Source organism: Massilia sp. P2_C2, assembly GCF_056404615.1.
Map to the genome: position 1 here is coordinate 1 of NZ_JBFUDR010000058.1, position 26,848 is coordinate 26,848.

15 protein-coding genes and 1 pseudogene are annotated in these 26,848 nt (G+C 66.7%); 8 read left to right on the forward strand and 8 right to left on the reverse strand.

Annotated elements, in window-relative coordinates:
* The 3 genes from AC1DYX_RS09645 to AC1DYX_RS09655 form a co-directional block, all read left to right on the forward strand.
* On the forward strand, window positions 1-821 hold an 821-nt coding region (locus AC1DYX_RS09645; protein WP_477258598.1), incomplete at its 5' end, for a sulfate ABC transporter substrate-binding protein.
* Between the two features lie 237 nt (window positions 822-1,058).
* A complete protein-coding gene (locus AC1DYX_RS09650) occupies window positions 1,059-1,988 on the forward strand; it encodes a serine hydrolase (protein ID WP_477258599.1) in 930 nt (309 codons plus the stop codon).
* Window positions 1,989-2,102: 114 nt separating this feature from the next.
* Complete coding sequence (locus AC1DYX_RS09655) at window positions 2,103-2,627, forward strand: DUF2939 domain-containing protein (RefSeq protein ID WP_477258600.1); 525 nt, start codon at window positions 2,103-2,105, stop codon at window positions 2,625-2,627.
* A gap of 3 nt (window positions 2,628-2,630) precedes the next feature.
* Here AC1DYX_RS09655 and motA read toward each other — a convergent pair whose 3' ends face one another.
* Window positions 2,631-3,491, reverse strand: coding sequence for a flagellar motor stator protein MotA (gene motA, locus AC1DYX_RS09660; RefSeq protein ID WP_477258601.1), 861 nt, complete (start codon window positions 3,489-3,491; stop codon window positions 2,631-2,633).
* A 160-nt stretch (window positions 3,492-3,651) separates the two neighbouring features.
* On the opposite strand from motA, the gene AC1DYX_RS09665 reads away from it, so the two are divergent.
* The gene (locus AC1DYX_RS09665) at window positions 3,652-4,224 is read left to right on the forward strand and encodes a hypothetical protein (protein ID WP_477258602.1); all 573 of its coding nucleotides are present in this window, start codon (window positions 3,652-3,654) and stop codon (window positions 4,222-4,224) included.
* A 32-nt stretch (window positions 4,225-4,256) separates the two neighbouring features.
* Here the strand turns inward: AC1DYX_RS09665 and AC1DYX_RS09670 are convergent, their stop codons facing one another.
* The 5 genes and pseudogenes from AC1DYX_RS09670 to AC1DYX_RS09690 all read right to left on the reverse strand — a co-directional run bounded on the left by AC1DYX_RS09670 (window position 4,257) and on the right by AC1DYX_RS09690 (window position 16,763).
* A complete protein-coding gene (locus AC1DYX_RS09670) occupies window positions 4,257-4,523 on the reverse strand; it encodes a UBP-type zinc finger domain-containing protein (protein ID WP_477258603.1) in 267 nt (88 codons plus the stop codon).
* Between the two features lie 97 nt (window positions 4,524-4,620).
* Entirely contained in the window at window positions 4,621-6,570 is a 1,950-nt protein-coding gene (gene recD / locus AC1DYX_RS09675; protein WP_477258604.1) for an exodeoxyribonuclease V subunit alpha, read from the reverse strand.
* Window positions 6,560-10,229: pseudogene (recB, locus tag AC1DYX_RS09680) on the reverse strand (exodeoxyribonuclease V subunit beta). The gene recD and the pseudogene recB overlap by 11 nt, the downstream one beginning before the upstream one ends.
* A complete protein-coding gene (recC, locus tag AC1DYX_RS09685; RefSeq protein ID WP_477258605.1) occupies window positions 10,226-13,666 on the reverse strand; it encodes an exodeoxyribonuclease V subunit gamma in 3,441 nt (1,146 codons plus the stop codon). The pseudogene recB and the gene recC overlap by 4 nt, the downstream one beginning before the upstream one ends.
* Before the next feature lie 82 nt (window positions 13,667-13,748).
* Window positions 13,749-16,763 (reverse strand): CHASE domain-containing protein, encoded by a 3,015-nt coding sequence (locus tag AC1DYX_RS09690; RefSeq protein ID WP_477258606.1) that lies wholly within the window; start codon window positions 16,761-16,763, stop codon window positions 13,749-13,751.
* Window positions 16,764-16,873: 110 nt separating this feature from the next.
* Here AC1DYX_RS09690 and AC1DYX_RS09695 point away from each other — a divergent pair, with 110 nt between their 5' ends.
* Complete coding sequence (locus AC1DYX_RS09695; protein ID WP_477258607.1) at window positions 16,874-18,904, forward strand: prolyl oligopeptidase family serine peptidase; 2,031 nt, start codon at window positions 16,874-16,876, stop codon at window positions 18,902-18,904.
* A 161-nt stretch (window positions 18,905-19,065) separates the two neighbouring features.
* Window positions 19,066-19,335 carry a helix-turn-helix domain-containing protein gene (locus tag AC1DYX_RS09700; protein WP_477258608.1) on the forward strand — a complete coding sequence of 90 codons (270 nt, stop codon included), beginning with the start codon at window positions 19,066-19,068 and terminating at the stop codon, window positions 19,333-19,335.
* Here AC1DYX_RS09700 and AC1DYX_RS09705 read toward each other — a convergent pair.
* A complete protein-coding gene (locus AC1DYX_RS09705; RefSeq protein ID WP_477258609.1) occupies window positions 19,310-20,041 on the reverse strand; it encodes a helix-turn-helix transcriptional regulator in 732 nt (243 codons plus the stop codon). The two genes, AC1DYX_RS09700 and AC1DYX_RS09705, sit on opposite strands and share 26 nt — an antisense overlap.
* 425 nt (window positions 20,042-20,466) lie before the next feature.
* On the opposite strand from AC1DYX_RS09705, the gene AC1DYX_RS09710 reads away from it, so the two are divergent.
* Together AC1DYX_RS09710 and AC1DYX_RS09715 are read left to right on the forward strand one after the other, a co-directional pair.
* Entirely contained in the window at window positions 20,467-25,407 is a 4,941-nt protein-coding gene (locus tag AC1DYX_RS09710) for a HAMP domain-containing protein (RefSeq protein ID WP_477258610.1), read from the forward strand.
* Entirely contained in the window at window positions 25,407-26,264 is an 858-nt protein-coding gene (locus tag AC1DYX_RS09715) for a CheR family methyltransferase (protein WP_477258611.1), read from the forward strand. Before AC1DYX_RS09710 ends, AC1DYX_RS09715 begins: the two co-directional genes overlap by 1 nt.
* A gap of 27 nt (window positions 26,265-26,291) precedes the next feature.
* Here the strand turns inward: AC1DYX_RS09715 and AC1DYX_RS09720 are convergent, their stop codons facing one another.
* The gene (locus AC1DYX_RS09720; RefSeq protein ID WP_477258612.1) at window positions 26,292-26,846 is read right to left on the reverse strand and encodes a glutathione S-transferase family protein; all 555 of its coding nucleotides are present in this window, start codon (window positions 26,844-26,846) and stop codon (window positions 26,292-26,294) included.
* Window positions 26,847-26,848 lie beyond the last annotated feature (2 nt).

Here is a 26,848-nt window from a genome sequence, read left to right on the forward strand (position 1 = left end):
CGATCAAGCAATCGCACGGCGGCTCCAGCAAGCAGGCCCGCGCCGTCGCCGACGGCCTGGAAGCGTCCGTCGTGACGATGAACCAGGCCAACGACATCGACATGCTGGCCGACCGCGGCCTCGTCGCGAAGGACTGGGCGAAGAAATTCCCGGACAATGCCGCGCCCTACTACTCCACCATGGTGTTCCTGGTGCGCAAGGGTAATCCGAAAGGGATCAAGGACTGGGCCGACCTCGCCAAGCCGGGCGTGAAAGTCGTAATCCCGAACCCGAAGACCGCCGGCAATGGCCGCTACACGTACCTGGCAGCGTGGGGCTCCGTGGTCAAGAAGGGCGGCAGCGAAGCGCAGGCGCGCGAGCTCGTCGGCAAGATCTTCAAGAACGTGCCCGTGCTGGACGCCGGCGGCCGCGCCGCCACGACGACGTTCACCCAGCGCCAGATCGGCGACGCGCTCGTCACTTTCGAAAACGAAGTGAACCTGGTGCGCGCCGAATTCGGCGACGACTTCGAAGTCGTGTACCCGTCCATTTCCGTGCTGGCCGAATCGCCGGTGGCCGTCGTCGACAAGGTCGTCGACCGCAAGGGCATCCGCAAGCAGGCGACCGCCTACCTCAATTTCCTGTACTCGGAAACGGGCCAGACCATCGGTGCAAAACACTACATGCGCGTGCGCAACGACAAGGTCATGAAACAGTTCAGCACCAACTACAAGCCGATCCAGTTGTTCACCGTGGACGACGTATTCGGCGGATGGCGTGCTGCGCAGAAACGGCATTTCGACGACGRTGGCGAATTCGACAAGATCTACCAATCGAAATAAGACAGAACGCCACCATCCGTTCAAAAAGGAGGCCTCGCGGCAACGCGGGGCTTTTTTTTCTTGTAGAATCTTGCTGTTAGACTCGATATTTCAAGTACTGACGTAGACACACGGCAATGTTTGATGCTATCGTTCAACTTATTGGCATTGCATAGCTAGACGCTATCATCCGCCCCTCGACGCTGATGTTCCGCCGCCGTCCGGCGCCCGATCATTAACCGTACCCAGACACCATCCATGATCAAGAAAATCCTCGCTGCCGTAGTGATGACGATCTCCAGTGCGGCCGCCCTCGCCGTGCCGTTCGGATCGCAATCGGTGCTGGTCGTCGAAGACGATACCGGCAAGGTGCTGTTCGAAAAGAACGCCAGCACCGTCGCACCGATCGCTTCACTGACCAAGCTCATGACCGCCATGGTCGTGCTCGATGCCCACCAGGACATGAACGAGCCGATCGAAATCGAAAAAGAAGACGTCGACATGCTGAAGCACAGCACGTCGCGCGTCCCCGTCGGCGCGACCATTCCGCGCCGTGACGTCCTGCAGCTGGCACTGATGTCCTCGGACAACCGCGCCGCCGCCGCGCTGGCGCGCACTTATCCGGGCGGCATCGAGGCGTTCCGCGCCGCCGTCAAGCGCAAGATCACCGCGCTGGGCATGACGCAGACCGCGATCGAGGAACCGACCGGCCTGAGCCCGAACAACCGCTCGACGGCCGCCGACCTCGTCAAGATGGCGACCGCCGCGTCGAATTACGCGGAAATCACCCGCATCACCACGTCGTCGAAGGACCTGATCAACATCAAGGGCCGCGACGTCGAATACCACAACACGAACCGCCTCGTCGGCGCCAAGGGCTGGGATATCGGCCTGTCCAAGACGGGCTATACGCAGGAAGCGGGCCGCTGCCTGATCATGCGCGTGAAAGCGGCCGGCAAGAACGCCACGATGGTGCTGCTGAACGCGGGCGCCTCATCGGTGCGCATCCTGGACGCCCTGAACATCCGCCGCCACGTGCTGGGCGACGCCGGCCCCGTGTCGACGCGCGCCGACTCCCCGCGCCTGCACGCCAGCGCGGGTGGGCCGCGCATCCGTGCGTCGGTCGGAGGCAGCACCCGGCGCGGGCACAAGCACGTGACCGTGACGCGTCACCGCCGCCACCGCTGAACGGGCGCAGGCCGAAACAACAAGCCGGGTCGGGTCACCGTCCCGGCTTTTTTAATATTTACGCGGTGCATTCTCCGGTATCATGGCGCTTTTCCAACAAGCAATGACCGCATCATGAAACGCACCCGAGTCCTCGCCGCAGGCGCCGCCGGCGCCCTCCTCATCGTTGCCGCCACCAGCTTCGCCAGCCCGTGGTGGACCTTGCAACGCATGCAATCCGCCGTCGCCCATCGCGACGCCGATGCCGTCAGCGCCCAGGTCGACTTCCCCGCCCTGCGCGATAGCGTGAAAAGCCAGATCCTGGCATCGATGAAGGGCGATCCGGCCACGACCGAGAGCACGAATCCGGTGGCCGCACTGGGTACGTCCTTCGCGATGGCGGTCGTCAATCCGCTCGTCGACCTCATCGCTTCACCGCGCGGCGTCGCACTCATGCTGGAACAGGGCCGGATCGCACTCGCGAAACAGGCGCCGCACGCGAGCGACGCCAACGTGGCGCCGGAACGCCCCCGCTACGCGGTGAACTACCGCAGCTGGGACCGGTTCGCCGTCAAGACAAMGGATGGCAACTTCATTTTCCGTCGCGCCGGCCTGTGGAGCTGGAAACTGGCCGGCATCGAAGCCGCGGCCAAGCCCTGACCGCTAGCGCGACTTCAACTGGCGCACATGGCCTTCCAGCTCGGCGAAGGTCGGGCGCTCCGTGGCCGAGATGACCTTGCGGCCGAATTCCACGGCGATGGTCGGCGCATAGCCGTTCATCGACGCCAGCAGGGTCACTTTCACGCATTGCAGCGCCTTGACGACTTCCTGGTGGCGCCGGTGCAGCAGGCTCCCCAGCGGTGCGACGAGGCCGTACGACAACAGGATGCCGAGGAAAGTACCGACCAGCGCGGCCGCGATCAGGCCGCCCAGCTCGGCCGGCGGGCGGCCGATGGCGCCCATCGTGTGCACGACGCCCATCACGGCCGCGACGATGCCGAACGCGGGCATGCCGTCGGCCAGCTTGTGGATCGCCTGGACGGGGATGTCCGCGTCTTCCTGGTAGGTCGCGATCTCGTTGTCCATCAGGTTCTCCAGCTGGTAGCCGTTCATCGTCCCGGACACCATCAGCCGCAGGTAGTCCGTGATGAAGTCGAGCAGATGGTCGTCCAGCAGGATGACGCGGTACTTCGTGAAGATGGCGCTCTCGTACGGCGCGTCGATCTCGTCCTCGAGCGACATCAACCCTTCGCGCCGCACCTTCGTCAACAGGTCGAACAGCAGGGCCATCAGCGACATGTACAGCTCGCGCGTGTAGCGCGAACCGTGGAACAGGATCGGCAGGCTGCGCCACGTGAGGCCGATCGCCTTGCGGTCGTTGGCGATGACGAAGGCGCCCAGCGCACCGCCGAAGATCATCAGGAGTTCATAGGGCTGGAACAGCGCGGCCAGATGGCCGTCCTGCAGCACGAAGCCGCCGAACACGGCCAACAGCACGATGATGAAACCCACGACGATCAACATGATACCGCTCCGATAACTTTGCGCAGAGCGCAACTTTAACATTGTTGCCATGAAGAAAGCAAAGAACGCCGATGCGGCTACGTGTTTGGAACGTCCAATTCTTTGTACTTACACCTAGGCAAAAAGCTAAAATGTGATTTCCAACAACTATGGGGAATGTATGAAGTTACTTTCGATGTTGACGCTTTGCGTCGCGGCGCTGACTGTTCCTTTCACCGCACGAGCTCAAGCTCCTGCTCCCAATTCGGCCGCCCTGCAAGCAGTCGGATTTGGTTTTGCTCTTGGTGCAGAGCAATATCGCTCGCCTTATATCGAAGAGGCGACAACCAACGGTCCCAATCGTCTCGTGTCGGTTGACAAACAGTACAAGACCCTTCCTAGCTTATGGGCAACCATCAACTGGAATATCTTTACTTACAACAAGACATTCGGCCTCCTTCAAACAAACGACACTTCAAAGATCGGATTTGGCCTGTTCGCGGGAGTAAAGCTGGTAGGTGGGCCGGGTAATCAAGCGTTCGATGGCTTCGCCGTGGGACCTCAGGTTACATTTAAAACGACCGGAACAACGCCCCGTGATATCAGCCTCGGACTCGGATGGGTGACGCATAAGACTCGGGAGCTGGCGACAGGCATCGTTGAAGGGAAGTCACTGCCCGAAGATTACACGGATGTCAAATTCCGCCAAGGCTCCGAGAACTCGGTAGCACTGATGCTGTCCATCTCACTGTAATAGTCCAGCACAGAAGGCGCGGATACGCCACCCTACACCGGATCCTTGACGATCCGGTCGACGTAGCACCAGCCCCAACTTTCTCCCGGCTCCTTCGACCGGATCACCGGATGACCCGTCGAATGGAAATGGCGCGTGGCGTGCCTGTTTTTCGAATCGTCGCAGCAGCCGACGTGTCCGCATGTCATACAGACGCGCAGGTGCACCCAGGTGTCGCCTGTTTGCAAGCACTCTTCACAGCCGTCAGTATTGGCTTCGCGGGTCGCGATCTCGTGGAAATGGGTGCAGTCATGTTGCATACGTACTCCTCGTATTGAAGCGGTGATTGTCGGGACGGCACAATCATATTTATCCTCTACAAACCGATCCGCTGCAACGATTGCACGCGCCACGCGGCTACTTCTCGACCATCCCCCTGAGCCCGCTCGCCCGATGCGTGCGCCGCAGAATGGCCTCCCCCAGCACGGTCGGCTCCGGCGTCGTCAGCGTGAATTGCCGGCTCGCGCGCGTGATGCCCGTGTAGACCAGCTCGCGCGCCAGCACCGCCCCGCCCTCTTTCGGCAGGACCAGTACCGTGTGCGCGAATTCCGAGCCCTGCGATTTGTGGACCGTCATCGCGTACGCCGTCTCGACGTGGCGCAGCCGCGTGGCCAGCACGCTGCGCACGTTGTCGCCTTCCAGGAACCACACGCGCAACGAGCCCGGACGCGCGGGGTCCGGCAGCGCCAGGCCGATGTCGCCGTTGAACGTGCCGGTCGGGTAATCGTTGCGCGTGACCATCACGGGGCGCCCGATGTACCAGTCGCCGCGCACGATCAGGCCCGCGTGCGCGAGGCGTTGTTCGATGGCGTCGTTCAGGCCCCCGACGCCCCACTCGCCCTCGCGCACGGCGCACAGCACGCGGAACGCCTCGAAGCGCTGCAGCACGGCGCGCACCCACTCCTCGTGGTCCGCGTGCGTCGCGCTGCCGGCGCGCAGCAGTTCCAGGTAGGGGCGGTAGCCGTCGATGGCCAGCTGGATCACGTGGTGCTGGTGCGCGTGGTCGATCCAGCGCAGCACGCCCAACGATGCCGGTGCGCGCAGCACGGCCGCCGCGCCTTCCACGTCGCCCGCGTTGACGGCCAGCGCCAGCTTGCCGATCGGGCCGCCGAAGCGGCGGCTGTGGCGCAGCATGACGGTCTGCTGGGCCAGCGCGCCGCCGGCGCCCGCGAAACTCTCGGGGATCGTCTCGCCGCTGGTCGCCTGCACATAGGCCAGCGTGTCGGCGTCGTAGCGGCCGGCCTGGGCGTCGTGGCACAGGTCGCCCAGCACGGCGCCCGCTTCCACGGACGCCAACTGGTCCTTATCGCCCAGCAGGATCAGCGTAGCGCCCGCAGGCAGCGCGCCCAGCAGCGATGCCATCATCTCCAGGTGCACCATCGACGCCTCGTCGACGATCAGGACGTCCACGTCGAGCGGATTGCCGCGGTGGTGCGCGAAGCTGCGCGTGTCCGGGCGCGCGCCGAGGAGGCTGTGCAGGGTGCGCGCGGCGCCCATGCGGGTCGTCAGCTCGCGCAGCGGCAGCGCTTCGCCGACGCGCTCGGCCAGGTCGCCCAGCGCCTTGTCGATCGACTGCTTCAGGCGCGCCGCCGCCTTGCCCGTCGGCGCGGCGAGGGCGATGCGCTGGCGCGCCGCGTCCGGCGCGGTCGCGAACAGCAGCGCCAGCAGGCGCGCCACCGTGTACGTCTTGCCGGTGCCCGGACCGCCCGTGATGATGGCGAACGCGCCGCGCAGCGCGACGGCGCAGGCGATGCGCTGCCAGTCCGGCGATTCGCCCGCGCGCTGGGCGCCGAACAGCGCTTCCAGCCACGCATGCGCATGATCGACGTCGACCGGGCGGCGCTCCTGCGCGCGCGTGCGCACGCACGACGCCACGAGGGTCTCGTCGCGCCAGTAGCGGCGCAGGTACAGCCGGGAATCGTCCAGCACGAGCGGCTGGTCGTAATCGAGGTCGCCCACGCGCCACACCTGTTCGCATGCAGCCAGTTGCGCCATCCAGCCCTTGACGCCGCGCGGCAGGGGCTTCGCAGCCTTCGAAAGCAGCTTCCAGTCCTCGTCCGCCCAGCCGAGCAGCGCGGCCGGGTCGCCCACGAGGTCATCCAGCAGCAGGCAGCTGTGCCCTCTGCCTTCCAGCTCGGACAGCACGAGACTCGCGAGCAGCAGCGGCGTCGAACGGGCGCAGGCGGCGGCGCCCAGCGTGGCGACGAAGCGCGCGAACACGCCGGACAGCCGGCGCAATTCGCCCGCTTCCGTCAGGCGCTCGACCTCGCCCCAGAACGCGCCGATGTCGATGGCGTCAGTCTTCATGCGTGTCCTTTCCGAGCAGGCGGTCCAGGCCCTCCAGCAATTCCAGGTCCGGCTCCAGCAGGTAGCAGCCATGCGTGGCCGGGTTGCCGATCCCGCGCAGGAACAGGAACACGGCGCCGCCCAGGTGCTCGTGCGGCGAGTACGCGTCCCCCAGGCGCGCGCGCAGCAGGCGGTGCACGGCCAGCATGTAGATGGCGCCCTGGATGTCGTAGCGGTGCTCGGCCATGCCCGCCGCCATCGCGGCCTGCGTGTACGCCGTGTCGCCCGCCCCCAGCGCGTTCGACTTGTAGTCCAGCACCCAGTAACGGCCGTGGCATTCGAACACGAGGTCCGTGAAACCCTTCAGCATGCCGTGCAGCTGGCGCTCCGGCAGTACCGGGCGCGGCGTCTTCCCCAGCATGCGGCGGCGGCACAGGCGGTCGAGCGCGGCGACGTCCAGCTGGCGGCTGGGAAACCAGAATTCCATCTCGGCCAGCGGCGCATCGATGTCCGCCAGCGCGCAGCCGACCGGCGGCAGCGGCGTCACGGCGATCATGCGCAGCCAGGCCAGCGCATCGTCCAGCCGATTACCCCAGCCGGCACGCTGGATGCGCTGGGCGAGACGGTCGCGGAACTGTTCGTCGTCGACCTGGCCGAAGCCTTCCTGTGCCATCCATTCGAGTTGCTCGTGCAGGAAGTTGCCGGGGCCGGCGCCGCGCGGGAAGCGGTGCCACGGCGCGTCTTCGCTGTGCGCGACTTCGACGACGCCGGGATCTTCTTCCTCCAGCAGGTTTTCTTCCTGCGGCCGCGTGGGCGGCGCGGCTGCCGCCACCGTGTTCCGGGTCAACGACGTGAACGAGCCGACGGCCCAGTTGCGCTCGAACCGCGCCTCGAAGCGCGGCGGGTCCACCAGCTCCGGCCGCGTGTCCATACGGCGCAGCGGCGTGCAGCCGTCCGGGCTGGCCAGCGCATGCAGCTCGATGCCCGTGTCGACGGCCGCGTCGACGTCGCCGCGCAAGGCTTCCCAGCGCTCGCGCACCGAGGTCGCCGGCACCGGCGTGCCGCCCGTCAGCAGATAGCCGAGCGCCGATTCGTGCAGCAGGTTCTCGCCCTTCTTGCGCGGCGCGGCCACGGCGGCGACGCCGAGCCACAGGAAGTGCCGCGCGCGTCAGCGCCACGTACAGCAGGCGCAGATCTTCTTCCAGGCGGGCGCGGTCGACGGCCTCCATGGCCACGTCGGACAGGCCCAGGTCGATGCGGCGCTCGCCATCGTCTTCCACGTATTCGAAGAAGGCGCGGTTGCGGCGGTCCGTCTTGCGCGCCGTGACGGCGAACGGCAGGTACACGAGCGGATATTCCAGGCCCTTCGACTTGTGCACGGTGACCACTTTCACGAGTTCCGCATCGGACTCCAGGCGCAGCACGCGCTCGCTGTTGTTATCACCCCGCCCCTCGCCCATGCCCTCGATCTGCTCGGCGAACCAGCGGATCAGAGCCTGTTCGCCATCCAGCTCGCGGCTCGCTTCCTGCAGCAGCTCGGCCAGGTGCAGCAGATTGGTCAGGCGCCGCTCGCCGCCCGTCGCCGCGAGCAGCTTGGCGGGCAGGCCCAGTTCGTGGATGAAGCGGCGCAGCATCGCCAGCACGCCCTGGCGCTGCCACGCCTGGTGCAGGGATTTCAGCTGTTCCACACGCACTTCCCACGCCAGCTCGTCGCTCGCCAGCTGCGCCAGTTCGGCCAGCGGCAGCGCGCACGTCGCCGTCGCGAAGGCAGCGCGCGCAAGCGTGACGTCGAGCGGATTGGCGACGGCCTGCAGCCAGCGCAGCACGTCGCGGGCTTCGTCGCTTTCCACGACGGAGTCCTGGTCGGACAGGTAGACGCTGGCCGCCTTGCGCTGCACGAGCGCGCGCCGCACGGCGGCCGCCTCGCGCCGGTCGCGCACGAGGATCGCGATATCGGCCGGCATCAACCGCGTGAAGCGGCCCGCATCGTCCTCGAAGCCGACGTGCGGATCGTTCAGCAGGCGCACGATGTGCTCGGCGCAGTGCTGGGCGAAGAATTCGCGGTAGTCGTCCGCGCGCAGGTCTTCGATGTCCGCCATGCCGACGGCCAGCGCCTGGAACGGGCCATCGACGCCGACCAGCCGCTGCTTGCGGCCCGCCGCATCGACGGATTCGAACGGCAGCGGATTCTCTTCGCCCTTGCGGAAGCGGAACGCACCGGCCGCGTAGTTGCCCTCGGCGTGGCTGAACAGCCGGTTCACCGCGGCGACGAGCTGGCGCGTGGAGCGGTAGTTGGTACCCAGCTGGTAGTGCCGGCCCGCCGTCGCGCGGCGTGCAGACAAATAGCTGTGGATGTCGGCGCCGCGGAAGCCGTAGATCGACTGCTTCGGGTCGCCGATCAGGAACAGGCCGCGCGCCGGATCGTTGTCGGCCACGCGGTACAACAGGTCGAAGATGCGGTACTGGTCGGGCGACGTGTCCTGGAATTCGTCGACCATGGCCACCGGATACTGGTCGAGGATGCGCCGCCGCAGCGCCTCGCCGTTCGGCCCTTCCAGTGCATCCTTCAGGCGCGCCAGCATGTCGGCGAAGCCGAACTGGCGGTTGCGGCGCTTGAGCTCCGCCATGCGGTGCGCGATGGCGCAGGCGGCATGGCGCAACAGCGCGTGCGCCACCGGTGCAATGGCGTCCAGTCCCTCTTTCAGCGCGGCCGTGTGCTCGAAGCATTCGGGGACAGCCGCGCTGTAGTCCTTGCTGAACGCGCCGAGGATGCCGTCGGGTGTCAGCCGGGCCCACAGCGCGTCGGTTAGTTGCGGATAGTGCGCCTGGGGGTCGTCAGCCCAATGCCGCAGGGAATCGAAGCCCTTGGCCAGCGAGTCGGGCCGCATCCTGGTGCCGTTGAACGCCTTCGGATTGACGGCCCGTTGCGCCGCAATCCATGCTTCCATCGCGTCGGCGCGTGCATGCCAGCCCTCCTTCTGCCGCGCCAGTTCATCGCGCTGCGTGCGTTCCGCGTCCGCGATGACGGCACCCAGCGGCCGCTCCCTGCCGTCGTCGATGCGGCCGGCGCGCTGCACCAGCTCGCGCACCGAGCGTTTCAGCGCCTCGACGTCGCTCCAGCACGACAGGAGACTCTTGAGGGCCGCGCCGGACAGCGGGTACACGTGCTGGCGCCAGTAGTCATGCGCGGCGTCCTCGAACAGCGCGCGTTCGTCGCTGACGAGTTCTTCGTCGAACAGGCTGCCGCTGTCGAACGCGTGCTCGCGCAGCATGCGCTGGCACCACGCGTCGATGGTGAAGATCGCGGCTTCGTCCATCGTCTCGGCTGCGAGCACCAGGCGGTGCGCCGCCACCAGACGCGACGCCTCGTCGTCGTACGCATCGGCCAGCGCCTCCAGATACGGATCGTCCGCTTCCGCCTCGCCGCGGAAGCACGCGGCCGCCTGCACGAGGCGTGCGCGCACGCGGTTCGACAGCTCGCGCGTGGCCGCGCGGGTGAACGTCATGACGAGGATCTCGGGCGGCATCAACGGACGCACGAAGCCGGTTTCTCCACCATGGCCCAGCACGAGGCGCAGGTACAGCGCGGCGATGGTCCACGTCTTGCCCGTGCCGGCGCTGGCCTCGATCAGGCGCGAGCCGTGCAGCGGGAAGGTCAGCGCGTCGAGCAACTGGCTCATGCCTCGCCTCCGCCGGATTCATCGCCGCCCAGGCGCGTGACCGTCACGCCATCCTTCAGCCAGGCGACCAGCGGCCCATACAGGGCTTCGGCCACGACGGGCCAGCCGCCGGCCGCACGGAGCAGCGCGAATTCCGGCCACAGGCGTGCCAGGCACGGATCAACGACTTCGCCGTCGATTTCGAAGCCGCCGTCATACGTCTCGCGCGCATCGCCGCCGGCGAAATGCGCGAGCGCCGTCTTCGTCGCGACGGGCAGCGGCCGGTCGAGGTTCGACCGCCACAGCGCGACGAGCGTTTCCAGCTGCGCCCTGGCCGCGCCCTGCTCCAGCGGCGCCAGCGCAAGGCTCGCATCGCGCGCGACGAGCACGCCGCCGACCGTCTCGCCCATCGCGGCCGCGGCCAGCTGGCGCAGCCACGCGCCCATGAGCTTGTCGCCGCGCGGCTCGCCCTTGCGGTCCAGCACCTTGGACGACATCTGCAGCAGCCACACGGTCTCATCAATGTTGCTGCGCAGGCGGTCGATCCAGTCCTCGATGCGCAGGCCGCCCACGGCGACGCTCACCGCGAGCTTGGGCGCCGGGCGCGGATAGCGGCTGCTCGCCGCCAGCCAGGCGCGGCGCACGGGGACGAGGTCGTCGACGAGCTGCTGCTGCCACTGCCGGCCCACGAGGCCGATCGGCAGCACGCCTTCGCGCGCAAGCCGCGCGGCGCGCGTCTCCAGCACGTGGCGCACCTCGTCCGGCGGTTCTGGCGTGCCGCTGTCGTCCAGCAGTTCGTCTTCCAGGAAGTAGCGGTCGAGGGCGTCGAGCGAGAACGGTTCCTCGTCCTCGCCGACGACTTCCAGGTCCGCGAACGTCACGCCCAGGCGGCGGCGGAAGAAGTAGCGCGCGGGCTGGCGCAGGAAACCCGTCAGTTCGCCCAGCGTGAGACGGTAATCCTGGTCGATCTCGAACGGCGGCAGGGCATCGGCAAGAAGCGCTTCATTACCGGACTGCACGCCGCCCTGCACGTCGGCCCCGTGCGCCGAGCGCCATTCGCCCGCATACGTGAGCAGGCCGCCGCGCTCGAAGTAGCGGCGCGAGAAAGGCTGCAACGCGTGCACCGTCGTGCGCTCGGCCAGGTCGAGGTTCCAGCCTGCCGCGAGATAGTCGCGCAGCTGCGACACGAGCACGGACGCCGGCTGCTCCGTGTTGTCGCGCACGTTGCGGCCGACCCAGCTGACGTACAGCTTTTCACGCGCCGCCAGCACGGCTTCCAGCATCAGGTAGCGGTCGTCGTCGCGGCGCGAGCGGTCGCCAGGGCGGCCGAGTCCGGGCAGCGCCAGCAGGTCGAAGTCCGACTGGTGGCCGCGGCGCGGGAAGTCGCCGTCGTTCATGCCGAGCAGGCAGACGACGCGGAACGGCACGGCGCGCATCGGCATCAGCGTGCAGAACGTGACGCCGCCGGACACGAACTGGTGCGAGAGCGCCGGCTGGTCCAGCTGGCCGAGCCACGCCTCGCGCATCACGGCGAGCGACACGGGTTCGTCGAACAGCGCGTTCTCGCAGATCTCCAGCCAGCATTGCAGCGCTTCTTCCAGCTGGTGCAGCATCAGGCGGTCGTCCTCGCCCGTCGCGCGGAAGAACCGGGCCAGCAGGGCACGTGCACACGTGCCCCACTCGGCCGGGCGCAGCGTCTTGTCGAGTTCATCGCGCCAGGCCAGCAGCGCCTCGACCAGTTCCGCCAGCGAACCCGCCAGCGCGGCATCGAGCCCGCCCACTTCCGGGTACGGTTCGATGTCGCGGAAGCTCGCGCCATGCCCGGTCGCATAACCGAGCAGCATGCGACGCACGCCGAACAGCCAGGAATTCTGCTCGMCCGCGGAACCGAGGCCGAGGCCCGCGCGGTGGCGCTGGTCCAGGCCCCAGCGCACGCTGGCGCCTTCGGTCCAGTGGCCGAGGATGGGCAGGTCGGCATCTTCCAGGCCGAAGCGGGCGGCCACGGCGGGCACGTCCAGCAGGTCGCGCACCTCGCTCTGGCGGCAGCGCTGGTGCGGCAACCGCAACAGCCATTCCAGCGCCACGAGCAGCGGATTCACGCTGCGGTCCTTGACGTCGCCGATCTCGAACGGGATGTAGCGCGGATCGCTGCGCTTGTGCTGGTCGAACACGGCGTGCACGGCGGCCGAGAAGGCCTCGATGTCGGGCACCATCACGACCACGTCCCTGGGCCGCAAAGAATCGTCGCGCTCTTCCGCGAACCACGACAGCAGCTGGTCGTGCAGCACCTCGACTTCCCGTTGCGCGCTGTGGGCGATGTGGAACTCGATCGAGCGGTCGTCGGGCGATGGTGGCGTGTGCGGATGCTCGGCCAGCGGCAGCAGGTCGCGCACGGCGGCCTGCACCTGTTCCAATAGCGTGTCCCCAGGTTCTTCCGAGAACAGGTCGATGCGCATGTTGCCGAATTGCGCACCCTCGCCATTGTCGAATTCATCGAGCATGCGGACGAAGTCGCGGCCCTGCCGTCCCCAGCTCGCGAGCAGCGGGTGGCTGTGCGCGTGCAGCTGTTCGACGGGGATGTCGGCGAGGTCGCTGCCGTTGCGGTGCTGCTGGCGTTTATAGGCGGCGCGCAGCAGTTCGCGGCCTTCGATGATGTCGCCCCAGTAGAACTGGCACGGGTTCGGCACGGCCAGCAGCACCTGCGTGTGGCGCGACAGGCCCGCCATCGCCTGGATCGTCTGGTACGGCAGGGTGGACATGCCGAACAGGATCACGCGGCGCGGCAGGCGCAGCACGGGTTCGCGGTCCTCCAGCACGGCCGCCATGAACTGCTGGTGGATCGTCGCGCGGCCGGACCAGCGCCGCTCGGGCGGCAGGCTCGCATGGATCTCGCGCCAGAGCTGCGCCTGCCAGCACTGGTCGGGCGCCAGTGGGATAGCTGACGTTTCTCCCCCTCCGCCCGAGCGGCGCAACTGGTCCAGTCCCGCCGCCCAGTCGACGAGCCAGTCGGCGCGATAGACCTGGTACTGGTCATACAGGTCGGCGAGGCGCTCGGCCAGCTGCAGGCGCCGTTCGGCGTCGCCGTCGGCCAGGAAGTGGCGCAGCGGTTCGAATTTTTCCTTTTGCAGCAGCTCGGGCAGCAGGCGCATGAGGCGCCACGCCAGCGCGTCCTTGTCGAATGGCGAGCGGCGCGGCACCCGTTCCGGGCCCAGCATGCCGCGATAGGCTTCCCACTGGAAGCGCGCCGGCAGCGCCACGCGCGTGGCCGCGCACACGCCCAGTTCTTCCGCCAGCGCGATCTTGAGCCACTCGGCCACGCCGTTCGACTGGACGAGCATGATCTCTTCCTCCAGCGGGCCGAGCGGATTCGCGCGCAGCCAGTCGAAGACGGCGGTGCGCAGCAGCTCCATCTGGTTGCCGTGCAGGATGAGGAGGCCGGGGCGGATGGGGGATGGCATGATGCGACGTGACGGGAAGACTCGCGCAGCATACTACTTCCGGCCGCTCTGCGGTAGGGCCCCGGCAGGGCCGGGCGGGTCTTTACGTCTGGTGATCCTGCTGGCGCGTGCCCAGTTCGGCGAGGATGTGGCGTTCCAGCCGCGGCAGCAGGCCGCGCAGCCGCGCCGCCAGGGTGCGCGCCTGGCCCAGCGCGCCCGGCTCGACCTGGCGTTCGAGGTCGGCGCACAGGTCGCCGAAGCCCAGTGCCCCGACCGTGCGCGCGGACGATTTCAGCCGGTGCGCCACCGCGGCCGCGCGCGCCGGTTCCTGTGCGGCCAGGGCACGGTCGATGTCGCGCAGGGCGTCGCGCGCCGTGTCCAGGAACAGGAACGCGTATTTGCGCATCCGGTCCGGCTGGCCGTCGAACGCGTCGGACAGCACGCCCACGTCCAGCAGCGCGCCAACGCCGTGACTGCCCTCTTCCGCGCCCGGCGGACGACCCACGCCGTGCCCGACGGTGCGGGCCGCAGTGCGTCCCGTTGAGCGCGCGATCGTAGCGACGAGCGTGTCGGGCTGGGCCGGCTTCGTCAGGAATTCATCCATGCCCGCCGCAAGGCAGCGCGCCTGGTCTTCGATGCCCGCGTTGGCCGTCATGGCGATCACCTTCAGGTCGGCGAAGCGCGGATCGGCGCGGATGTGGCGCGTGGCATCAATACCGTCCATCACGGGCATCTGCACGTCCATCAGCACGCAATCGACGGGACGTTCCGTCAGCCGGACCAGCGCTTCGGCGCCATCGCCGGCGACCGTGACCAGCGCACCCGCGTCCTCCAGCAGCTCGCGCGCCACCAGCTGGTTGAACCCATTGTCCTCGACGAGCAGGATCGACAGGCCCGCGAGCGCGCCCGGCCCCGCCGGCAGCGGCCCGGTGGCGGATTGCAAGGCCGGGACGACGCCCAGGCGGGCCGTGAACCAGAACGTGCTGCCCTGCGCCGGCGCGCTCGTGACGCCGACGGTCCCGCCCATCAGCTCCGCCAACTGCTTGCTGATGACGAGGCCCAGGCCCGTGCCGCCGTGGCGCCGCGTCGCCGACGGGTCGGCCTGGTGGAACGGCGTGAACAGCTGCGCCTGGTCGGCGGGCGCGATGCCGATGCCGTGGTCCTCGACCTCGAAGCGCACCAGCAGGTCCGCGCCCAGCGTGCGCTCCACGCGTGCGCGCACGTGGACCGTGCCCCGCTCGGAAAACTTGATGGCGTTGCCGACGAAGTTCAGCAGCACCTGTTCCAGCCGCAGCGGATCGCCGCGCAGGGGCCGCTGCAGTTCCGGCACCACGTCGAACACGAGTTCGAGGCCGCGCGCCGCCGCCTGCGTGCCGAGCTGGCCCGCCACATTGCGCGCCAGCCCGTCCAGCGTGAAGTCGAGCAGTTCGAGCTCGACCTTGCCGGCCTCGATCTTCGAAAAATCGAGTATGTGGTTGATGATGCCCATCAGGTGCTGCGCCGAGTGGTGGATCCTGTCGAGGTAGTCGCGCTGCTTCGGTTCCGTGGCACGCTTGCGGGCCAGGTGCGCCATGCCGATGATGCTGTTCATCGGCGTGCGGATCTCGTGGCTCATGTTGGACAGGAAGTCGCTCTTGGCGCGGCTGGCCGCGTCGGCCCGGTCCTTCAGCACGTGCAGTTCGGTCACGTCGGTGGCCACGCACAGCACGGCCTCGACCTCGCCGTCGGCGCGCACGGGCACCTTTACGCTCCACAGCTGGCGCACGACGCCGTCATAGCCGGCGAAGGTATCCTGCACGGAACGTCCCTGCCCCAGTTCGAGCACGGGACGGTCCAGCTCCCACAGCGCGTCGGCCTGTGCCGGCGGCATCACCTCGCTGTCGCGCCGRCCCACGATCTGCGCCGCCAGCAGGCCCCAGGCCTGCGCCAGCTTCGCGTTCACGTAGCGGTAGCGGCGCGCGCGGTCTTTCAGGTAGACGAAGGCGTCGACATTGTCCAGCACGAGGTCGAGCAGCCGGCGCTGTTCGACGGCCGCCCGGCGCGAGCGGGCGAGGTTGAGGAACAACCCATACACGAGCAAGGTCACGCCGAAGCCGGCCGATCCCGCCAGCCATGGGAACACGTGCTTGACGCCGCCCGCCAGGTCGGCGCGGCGCGCAATGAAGCGGGCCTTCCACAGGTTGTCGTCGAAGCGCACGGGCAGCACGGTTTCCAGGACGTCGTCATCGTCGCGACCGGACCGCGCGGCCAGCATCGGCGCGGCTCCATCGTACAGCAGGTTGTCCGCGCCGCTCACCGACAACGGCCCCGTGACCCGGCTGTCGGCCGCCGCGTACAATTGCAGCGCAAGGGGCTGCGCATCGGCGCCCGGCAAGGCGCGCTGCACGAGGGCCGGGATCGAAAAACCGATGCCCACCGACCCCGCATACGCGGCGCGCCGCCCTTCAACGTCGCGCGGGACGGCGTCGCCCGCCGGAATGCGGTAGACCGGGACGCGCAGGCCGAGGCCCAGGTGGCGCACGGGCCGTTCGACGACGATGGGCTTGCCGGATGCCGCGATGCGGCCGCTGTCGCGTGCCAGCGCCAGCGTCTGGGCGATGGCGGGCGCCCCGGCCGTCAGGTCCACGCCGAATTTTTCCGGCAGCGGCGGCTCCAGGTAAGTGAGCACGGTCGAGAATGGACGGTGCCCTGCGGGACGGATCGCGAAGTCCGGATAACCGGCCGGCGCGAGACTGCGGTCGTTGCGCACGGCGGCGACGAACGCGTCGCGCGCATCCTCCTCCACATAGGCCGCGTAATTGACCGATTCGATGGCCGGATAGTGTTCGGCCACGCCGAGCGCCTCGACGTAGCGGTGGAACTGCAGTCGCGTGACCGTGCCGCCATTCGCCTGGAACAGGCCACCCAGGCCGCGCACCACGTCCGCGTACGAACGCACGGCACCGTCCAGGTGCTGGCGGCTGGTGCGCGCGAGGTGGTCGAAGCGCGCCTGTGCATCGGCGTCCACCGTATGGACCGCGCCCAGGTACAGGCCGGAGCCGGCCGCCGCGGCCAGCGCAAGGCCGCCGGCCCATAGCAGCGTGGCCTTGCCTGAATTGCGGATCGTGAAATCTGCCATTGGACGGGTCAGCGAAATTGCTCCACGGAAATTTTTAGATGTTTGCTAGTATGTCCGAAACTGGCCGAAATGGCGAGCACGATACGAAGAAAGGAAAAACGATGCGGGAAATGGATCACGACAGTACGGACCCCTGGCTGTGGCTGGAAGACGTCGATTCGGACGAGGCACTCGACTGGGTCCGCGCGCGCAACGCGGAAACCGAACGGGAACTGGGCGCCCTGCCCGGCTACGCCGCGCAGCGTGCGCGCCTGAAGACGATCCTGGATTCGCGTGACCGCATCCCTTACGTGGGCCACCACGACGGCCGTTACTATAACTTCTGGCGCGATGCCGACCACGAACGCGGCATCTGGCGCCGTACCACGCTGGACGAGTACCGCAAGCCGGCACCCGACTGGGAAACGGTGCTGGACCTGGACGCGCTCGCGCGCACGGAAGCGGAGAACTGGGTCTGGGCCGGCGTGAGCTTCCTGGAGCCGCATGGCACGCGCTGCCTCGTCTCGCTGTCGCGCGGCGGCGGCGATGCCCACGTGGTACGCGAATTCGACGTGGCCACGCGGACGTTCGTCGCCGGCGGCTTCGAGCTGCCGGAAGCGAAGACGAGCGCCGGGTGGGTCGCCCACGACACGCTGTTCGTCGCCACCGACTTCGGCCCCGGTTCGATGACGGCGTCGGGCTACCCGCGCATCGTCAAGGCCTGGCGCCGCGGCACGCCGCTGGAGGCGGCCACGCTCGTGCACGAGGTCGGGCCGGACGACCTGTCGGTGTCCGCCTGGCAGGACCCCACACCCGGCTACACGCGCCAGTTCGTGCAGCGCCAGATCGATTTCTACACGAGCGAGCTGTTCCTGCGCGATCCGGCAGATGGACGACTGACCACGGTCCCGAAGCCGCTCGATGCCAACGCGTTCGCGCTGCGCGACCAACTCGTCATCGAACTGCGCTCGGACTGGACGATCGATGGCCACGCCTGGCCGCAGGGCGCCCTGCTGGCCATCGGGTTCGACCGCTTCATGGCCGGCGCGCGCGACTTCGACGTGTTGTTCGAACCGACGCCGACGACGTCGCTGGACGGCATCGCTGCCACGCGCGGATCGCTGTTCCTCACCATCCTCGACAACGTCCGCAACCGCATCGTCGAGTGGACACGCGCCGACGGCGGCTGGCGCCGGCGCGACGTGGCGGTGCCGGGCATGGGTGCGCTGCACGTGTCCGCCGTCGACGAATATGATTCGGACCAGGTCTTCGTGACCGTCACGGACTTCCTCACGCCGAGCAGCCTGACTTTGATGGACGCCGGCAGCGACGCACGCGAACGGTTGAAAGCCATGCCCGCGTTCTTCGACGCGGCACCGTATGCCGTCAGCCAGTTCACGGCCCGCTCGGCCGACGGTACCGACATCCCGTATTTCGTCGTGATGCGCAAGGACGCGCCGCTGGACGGCAGCCATCCCACGCTGCTGTACGGCTACGGCGGCTTCGAGGTGTCGCTGACGCCCTTCTACAGCGGCGTCACGGGCGCGGCATGGCTTGCGCAGGGCGGCGTGTATGTGCTGGCGMACATCCGCGGCGGCGGCGAATTCGGCCCGCGCTGGCACCAGGCGGCACTGAAGGAACACCGCCAGAAGGCCTTCGACGATTTCCTGGCCGTCGCCGAGGATGTCGTCCGGCGCGGCATCACGCGCCCGCGCCACCTCGGCATCATGGGCGGCAGCAATGGCGGCCTGCTGGTCGGCGCGGCGCTCACACAGCGTCCTGACCTGTTCGGCGCCGTCGCCTGCCAGGTGCCGCTGCTGGACATGCGCCGCTACCACCAGCTGCTGGCCGGCGCCTCCTGGATGGGTGAATACGGCGATCCCGATGATCCCGACGAGTGGGCGTACATCGCACGCTACTCGCCGTATCAGAACGTCTTTGCGGATCAACGGTATCCGCGCGTGCTGTTCACCACATCCACCCGCGACGACCGCGTGCATCCCGGTCATGCGCGCAAGATGGCAGCCCGCATGCGGGAACAGGGTCACGACGTCCTGTATTGGGAAAACACGGAGGGAGGACATGCCGGCGCCGCCAACAACGAGCAGACCGCGACGATGTGGGCACTGACATATTTATTTCTTTTAAGCCAACTCAAATGATCATCTGACACAACTCATAACCACTGTCAACGGTAACCGTTGGTTTCAAAAAGACCGCTACTGAACAATGCATTAGGGAACTAGCAGGGTTGCTAGGACGCTAAATGAATGTTGCATGGAATACTTGTCTCACACACATCTTTTCCTTGAGAGGAGCGGCGATGGCTAATGATTTCGTTACCGAAGCAAGCCTGCGGGAACCCTCGGCAGGCACCCTGAAACCGACCGCGTCTCTGGCGCCCTCCATCGGTGATCTGAAGAAGTATCGGATCAGCAAGCGCGAGAGCCAGGAAAAATTCTGGGGCCGTTTCGGCGTGACCCAGTCCAGCGGCAGCCGCTTCGAAACGGGTCTGGCCATTCCGGCCCCGGTGGCTCTGCTGTTGAAACTTTATGTCAACGGCAAACTCAACGATGGTGATCTTCTGGGGTAATCAAACCCAGCGAGATTGCTCGCACGACCGCCTGTTGCCGGGTGTTGACGTTGAACTTCTGACGGATATTCCCCATATGAAAGTTCACCGTCGCCTCGGAACAGCCGGTAATCTTTGAAATCTCCCACGACGACTTGCCCACCATGACCCAGTTGAGCACTTCCAGCTCGCGCGGGGTCAGGCGAGGCGCCGCCTCTTGCGTCGGCGGCGGGCAGAAACGCACACCCGACGCGAACGCATAATCCCGTACCAGCGCCAGGTCCGGCAGCAGATGTGTCACGTCGCGCAGGAACGGGCCGTCCGGCGCCGTGTCCGCGGCAAAGCACAGCAGGCCGAATTCCCCGTTCGGACCATGGATCGGAAACGTCACGCCGGCGCGGATGCCGTACGTGCACGCCTCTTCATACATTGCGCGCTGGGCCGGGCTGCGGAAGATGTCCGGCTGCCAGATCAGCGGCAAGGTGCTGGACATGCAATGACTGACGACCGGGTCCACATAGGCGAACCGCTCGGCGTCATAGCGCTCGCGCCATTTGGTTGGGTAATTACTCTGGACGAAAGCATTCTCCAGGCGCGCATGACGCGACCCCGCCATCCCGAACAGGACCTTGTCGAATCCACAATTGCGCCCGAGGGCGAACAGCGCTTCGCCCCAACTGGACGCGGTGTCGGAATGTAACAACTCGTCAAGATTGACGGCCTTCATGTTTACCTCGCGCTGTTGATGTAACGACACTCGATATGCTAGTTGAGTTGTAACCAAAAAGCACGAAAAATTAGCCTTTTGTTCATTATGGCAGAGCTATAACTTTTGCTCAGTTGTCGTTCCGATACACCTACCCAGAATAACACCTCATCCAATCGTGCGCCGGTCCCCACGAATTTCAATTATTCTCGCGCGAATTGTCCAATTAAAATTTCATAAATGCAAGTTTTTATCGCTTTGGTAACAAGTGCCGCGATACGACACCTATGCTTGACTTGACCGGACACAAGAGTATCGTTGCGTCTTCCAGACATTTAACATATGCGTTCGTCCAAAGTCTTGCTCGCACGTGCTCCTTTCTCGCAGTTCACGGTGCCCGCCGGTGCCCGCCTTCCGTTCTCTTCTACCTCGAGGATTCCTAGTCAATGAATAACATGACCGACATGGCTGAACAGCTCGACGTCAAGCTGTTGCTGTCCACGCTGATGGCGCTGAAGAAAGGCGACTTCTCCGTGCGCATGCCGTCCGACTGGACCGGCGTGTCCGGCAAGATCGCCGATACCCTGAACGACATCATCGAGACCAAGGAAAAGATGGTCGAGGCGGTCACCGAAGTGTCGCGCGTCGTCGGCCGCGAGGGCCACCTGACGCAGCGCGCCTCCGTGCCGGGCGCGGCAGGCGGCTGGTCCACCATCATCAGCTCCGTCAATACCCTGATCGACGACCTCGTGCGCCCGACCACGGAAATGGCGCGCGTCATCGGCGCCGTGGCGAAAGGCGACCTGTCGCAGACGATGGCGCTGGAAGTGGACGGCCACCCGCTGAAGGGTCAGTACCTGCGCGCGGCAACCACGGCGAACACGATGGTGGAACAGCTGTCGTCGTTCTCGTCCGAAGTGACGCGCGTGGCGCGGGAGGTCGGTACCGAGGGCAAGCTGGGCGGCCAGGCCTACGTGCCGGGCGTCGCCGGTACGTGGAAGGACTTGACGGACTCCGTGAACTCGATGGCGGGCAACCTCACGTCCCAGGTGCGTAACATCGCGGAGGTGACCACCGCCGTGGCGAACGGCGACTTGTCGAAGAAGATCACGGTGGACGTGCGCGGCGAGATCCTGCAGCTGAAGGACACCATCAACGTGATGGTGGACCAGCTCCGTTCCTTCGCGTCCGAGGTGACCCGCGTGGCGAGGGAGGTCGGTACGGAAGGCAAGCTCGGGGGCCAGGCGTACGTGCCGGGCGTTGCCGGTACCTGGAAGGACCTGACCGACAACGTGAACTTCATGGCGTCGAACCTCACGGGCCAGGTGCGTAACATCGCGGCGGTGACGACCGCGGTGGCGAACGGCGACCTTTCCAAGAAGATTACCGTGGACGTGAAGGGCGAGATTCTCGAGCTGAAGAACACCATCAACGTGATGGTGGACCAGCTCTCCTCGTTCGCATCCGAGGTGACCCGCGTCGCAAGGGAGGTCGGTACGGAAGGTAAACTCGGCGGCCAGGCGGTCGTGAAAGGCGTTGCCGGTACGTGGAAGGACTTGACCGACTCCGTGAACTCGATGGCGGGTAACCTCACGGGCCAGGTGCGTAACATCGCGGACGTGACGACCGCGGTGGCGAACGGCGACCTGTCGAAGAAGATCACGGTGGACGTGAAGGGCGAGATTCTCGAACTGAAGAACACCATCAACGTGATGGTGGACCAGCTGAACTCCTTCGCCTCCGAGGTGACCCGCGTGGCGCGCGAGGTGGGTACCGAGGGCAAGCTGGGTGGCCAGGCGAACGTGCCGGGTGTCGCGGGTACGTGGAAAGACCTCACGGACGGCGTGAACTCGATGGCAGGTAACCTGACGGCGCAGGTGCGCAACATCGCGGAGGTGACGACCGCCGTGGCGAACGGCGACCTGTCGAAAAAGATCACGGTGGACGTGAAGGGCGAGATTCTCGAACTGAAGAACACCATCAACGTGATGGTGGACCAGCTGTCCTCGTTCGCGTCCGAGGTGACCCGCGTCGCGCGTGAGGTGGGTACCGAGGGTAAGCTCGGTGGCCAGGCGTACGTGCCGGGCGTCGGCGGTACCTGGAAAGACCTCACCGACAACGTGAACTTCATGGCGTCGAACCTGACGGGCCAGGTGCGTAACATCGCGGCGGTGACCACCGCCGTGGCGCGCGGCGACCTGTCCAAGAAAATTACCGTGGACGTGAAGGGCGAGATCCTGGAACTGAAAGACACCATCAACGTGATGGTGGACCAGCTGTCCTCGTTCGCATCCGAGGTGACCCGCGTGGCGCGCGAGGTGGGTACGGAAGGCAAGCTGGGCGGCCAGGCGAACGTGTCTGGTGTCGCGGGTACGTGGAAGGACTTGACGGAGAACGTCAACCAGCTGGCGGCAAACCTCACGAACCAGATGCGCGCGATCGGTGAAGTGGCGACGGCGGTGACGCGCGGCGACCTGTCGCGTTCCATCCAGGTGGAAGCGCGCGGCGAAGTGTCGTACCTGAAGGACAACATCAACGAGATGATCCGCAACCTGAAGGAGACGACGCAGAAGAACGCGCAGCAGGACTGGCTGAAGACCAACCTGGCGCGCTTCACCCGCCTGCTGCAGGGCCAGCGCGACCTGCAGGCCGTGACGAAGCTGATCCTGTCGGAGCTGGCACCGCTGGTCTCCGCGCACCACGGCGTGTTCTACATGATGGATTCGCAGGAATCCGACGCGCGCCTGCGCATGATCGCCTCGTACGGCTACCGCTCCAGCCGCAAGCTGCCGACGTCGTTCCTGCCGGGCGAAGGCCTGGTCGGCCAGTGCGCGCTGGAGAAGACCCGCATCTGGCTGACGGACGTCCCGCGCGACTACATCGTCGTGTCCTCGGGCCTCGGCTCGGCGCCGCCGACCAATATCGTCGTGCTGCCTATCCTGTTCGAACAACAGGTCAAGGCCGTCATCGAGATCGCGTCGCTGGACCGCTTCACGGAAACCCACCTGTCCTTCCTCGACCAGCTGATGGAATCGATCGGCGTCGTGCTGAACACGATCGAGGCAAACAGCCGGACGGAATCGCTGCTGACCCAGTCGCAGTCGCTGGCGCAGGAACTGCAGCAGACCAACCAGGAGCTGGCCGAAAAGGCGCGCCTGCTGTCCGAACAGAACATCGAGGTGGAGCGCAAGAACCGCGAGGTGGAACAGGCCAAGCTGGCACTGGAAGAAAAGGCCACGCAGCTGGCGCTGTCGTCCAAGTACAAGTCCGAGTTCCTGGCCAACATGTCGCACGAGCTGAGGACGCCGTTGAACTCGCTGCTGATCCTCGCGCAGCAGCTGTCCGACAACCCGGAAGGCAACCTCTCGTCGAAGCAGGTGGAATTCGCGAAGACGATCCACGGCTCCGGCTCCGACCTGCTGACCCTGATTAACGACATTCTCGACCTGTCGAAGATCGAGTCCGGTACCGTCACCCTGGACGTGTCGGAATACCGCTTCTCGAACCTGCGCAACTACGTGGACCGCACGTTCCGCCACATGGCCGAGGCGAAGCACCTGGGCTTCGCGGTGGAACTGGCCGACAACCTGCCGACCGCCGTGATGACGGACACCACGCGCCTGCAGCAGGTCTTGAAGAACCTGCTGTCGAACGCGTTCAAGTTCACCAGCCACGGCAACGTGTCGCTGACGATCAGCCTCGTGACGAGCGGCTGGACGGCGGACCACCCGCACCTGCTGCATGCGGACGCCGTGCTGGCGTTCTCCGTGCGCGACACCGGCGTGGGCATCCCGGCCGACAAGCTGCAGCTGATCTTCGAGGCATTCCAGCAGGCCGACGGCTCCACCGCCCGCAAGTACGGCGGCACGGGCCTTGGCCTGTCGATCTCGCGCGAACTGGCACGTCTGCTGGGCGGCGAAATCCGCGTGGAGTCCACCGTCAACATCGGTTCCACGTTCACCCTGTACCTGCCGTACAACCGCGCCGGCTTCATCAACTACGAGCAGACGCGCCAGCCGCAGCCGGCCCGCCTGGCCCCGCCGCAACCGCAACCGCAACCGCAACCGTCCGCCGCCTCCGCGCCGGCCGTGCTGCTGGAAGCCGAGACCGATCCGGACGCGGGCGGCACCGTCACGACCCTGACCTTGTCCGACGCTTCCGGCAGCGTCGTCGAATACGCGACCATGCTGGACGACCGCGGCCTGATCGTGCCGGGTGACCCGTCCGTGCTGATCGTCGAGGACGACGATCGCTTCGCCAAGGCCCTGCTCGACTTCGCGCGCGAAAAGAACTTCAAGGGCATCGTCACGCACCGCGGCGATTCCGCGCTGTCGCTGGCGCGCGACTACCTGCCCTCGGCGATCCTGCTCGACATCGACCTGCCGGACATCGACGGCTTCACGGTGCTCGACCGCCTGAAGCGCGATCCGAGCACGCGCCACATCCCGGTGCACGTGATGTCGTCGCTGCGCGAGCGCGAGCGCGCGTTGCGCCAGGGCGCGATCTCGTACATCAACAAGCCCGTGAGCCGCGAGATGCTGCAGGAGGAATTCAAGCGCATCCAGAAATTCCTGATGGGCGGCAAGCGCGCGCTGCTCGTCRTCGAGGACGACATGGCGCAGCGCGAGGCGATCGTCTCGCTGATCGGCGATTCGGACGTGCGCATCGTGACCGCGGAAGACGGCAAGACGGCGCAGGAAGCGCTGGCGCAACAGCATTTCGACTGCATGGTGCTGGACCTCACCTTGCCCGACATCTCCGGCTTCGACCTGCTCGACCAGATCGGCAAGCAGTCGCCCCTGCGCGACCTGCCGATCGTGATCTACACGGCGCAGGAACTGTCGCGCAAGGAGGTCACGAAGCTGAAACGCTATGCCAAGACCATCGTCGTCAAGGACGCGCGCTCGCCCGAGCGCCTGCTCGACGAGACGGCACTGTTCCTGCACCGCTCGCAGGCCAGCCTGCCGGAGACGCAGCGCCGCATGCTGGAAGAGATCCACGCGGCGGACGGCGGCCTCGCGGGCCGCAAGGTGCTGATCGTCGACGACGACCTGCGCAACATCTTCGCGCTGTCGTCGCTGCTGGAGCGCCAGCAGATGCAGGTGCTGTTCGCCGAGAACGGCCGCGACGGCATCGAGGTGCTGGAAAAGGATCCGACCATCGAGATCGTCCTGATGGACATCATGATGCCGGAGATGGACGGCTACGACACGATGCGCGCCATCCGCCGCATTCCGAAATTCAAGTCGCTGCCGATCATCACGCTGACCGCGAAGGCGATGAAGGGTGACCGCGACAAGTGCATCGCCGCGGGTGCCTCGGACTACATCACCAAGCCGGTCGACGTGGCCCAGCTGCTGTCGATGATGCGGGTGTGGTTGCACTGATGGCGGCTGTTCCCACCGCGGCATGGACCGGCCTGACGGCCGGGCTGGCGGTCGAGGAGCTGGAAACGGAGCTGCTGCTGGAAGCCCTGTTCCAGCGCTTCGGCCACGACTTCCGCGCATACGACCGCACCGCCCTGCGCCACCGGTTGGCGGGCGTGATGCGCGCGCGCGGCGCGGCCACGCTGTCCGGCCTGCAGGAACAGGTGCTGCACGATCCGGCCGCGGCCTCCGCGCTGCTGCGCATGCTGGCACCGCAGCCCGCCGGCCTGTTCGACAATACTGGCCACATGCAGCGCCTGCGCACCGTGCTGGCGCCGTCGCTGCGCGCGTGGCCCGTGCCGCGGGTCTGGGTGGCGGAATGCGCCGGCGTCGGCGAGGCGTGGACGCTCGCCATCGTGCTCGCGGAAGAAGGCGTGCTGGGCAAGCTGGACATCCATGCGACGCTCGCCAACGAAGAACTGGTGACGGAAATGCAGGACGCGTGGCTGCCCATCGCCGAGCTGGACTCGGCCAGGGCGCGTCACACGGCCGGCGGCGGCACCACGCCGCTGGCGGCCTACTTCGAAGTGCGCGACGGCCGCGCCCGCCTGCTGCCGGACCTGCGCCGCCGCATCACGTGGTCACAGTACAGCGTCGTGACGGATGCGTCGTTCAACGAGTTCCAGGCGATCCTGTGCAGCGGCACGCTGTCCGACTTCGGCCCCGTGCTGCGCCAGCGCGTGCTGCGTCTGTTCCACGACAGCCTGGCGCGCTTCGGCGTGCTGTGCCTGGACCGGCCGATGGCCGTGTCGGATGCGTACTCCAGCTCGTACCAGGCGTTCGAGGGCGACCGGCCCTGGTATAAAAGGGTGCAATGAGACGGGTGCAATAAGTAGGTCGGTTGATTACATGACCTGGGCGCTCGGCCGCTGCGCGATGCGGTCGCGCCAGCGCTGCAGGTTCACATAGCCCTCCTCGCCCGGCCGGAACTTCATCAGCCCGCGCGCGAATTCCAGTGCGCAGAACGCGGTGATGTCGGCGATCGTGAAACGCTCGCCGGCCACGAAGTCGCGGTCGGCCAGCACGCCGTCCAGCCAGTGCGCCGTCTCGCGCACCTTTGCGCCCTGCGCGGCGCCGAAGTCGGGGAACTGCGGCTGTTCCAGCACGGCCAGGCCGGGATGCGTGTGGCGGACGACGTTGGCGATGCGCAGGAACAGCTGCAGCTCGCAGCGCCGGTCCATCATCTCGATGAACGCCCGCTCCTCGAAATCCTCGCCCATCAGGTTCGGGTTCGGGTACAGGCCTTCCAGATAGGTGCAGATGGCGCGCGTCTCGGCCRGCGTGCGGCCGTCGGCCAGTTCCAGTACGGGCACCTGGGCCATCGGATTCAGCGCCGTGAACGCCTCGTCACGGTGCTCGGCCTTGCCCAGGTCGACCTGCACCAGCCGGATGTCGGCGATGC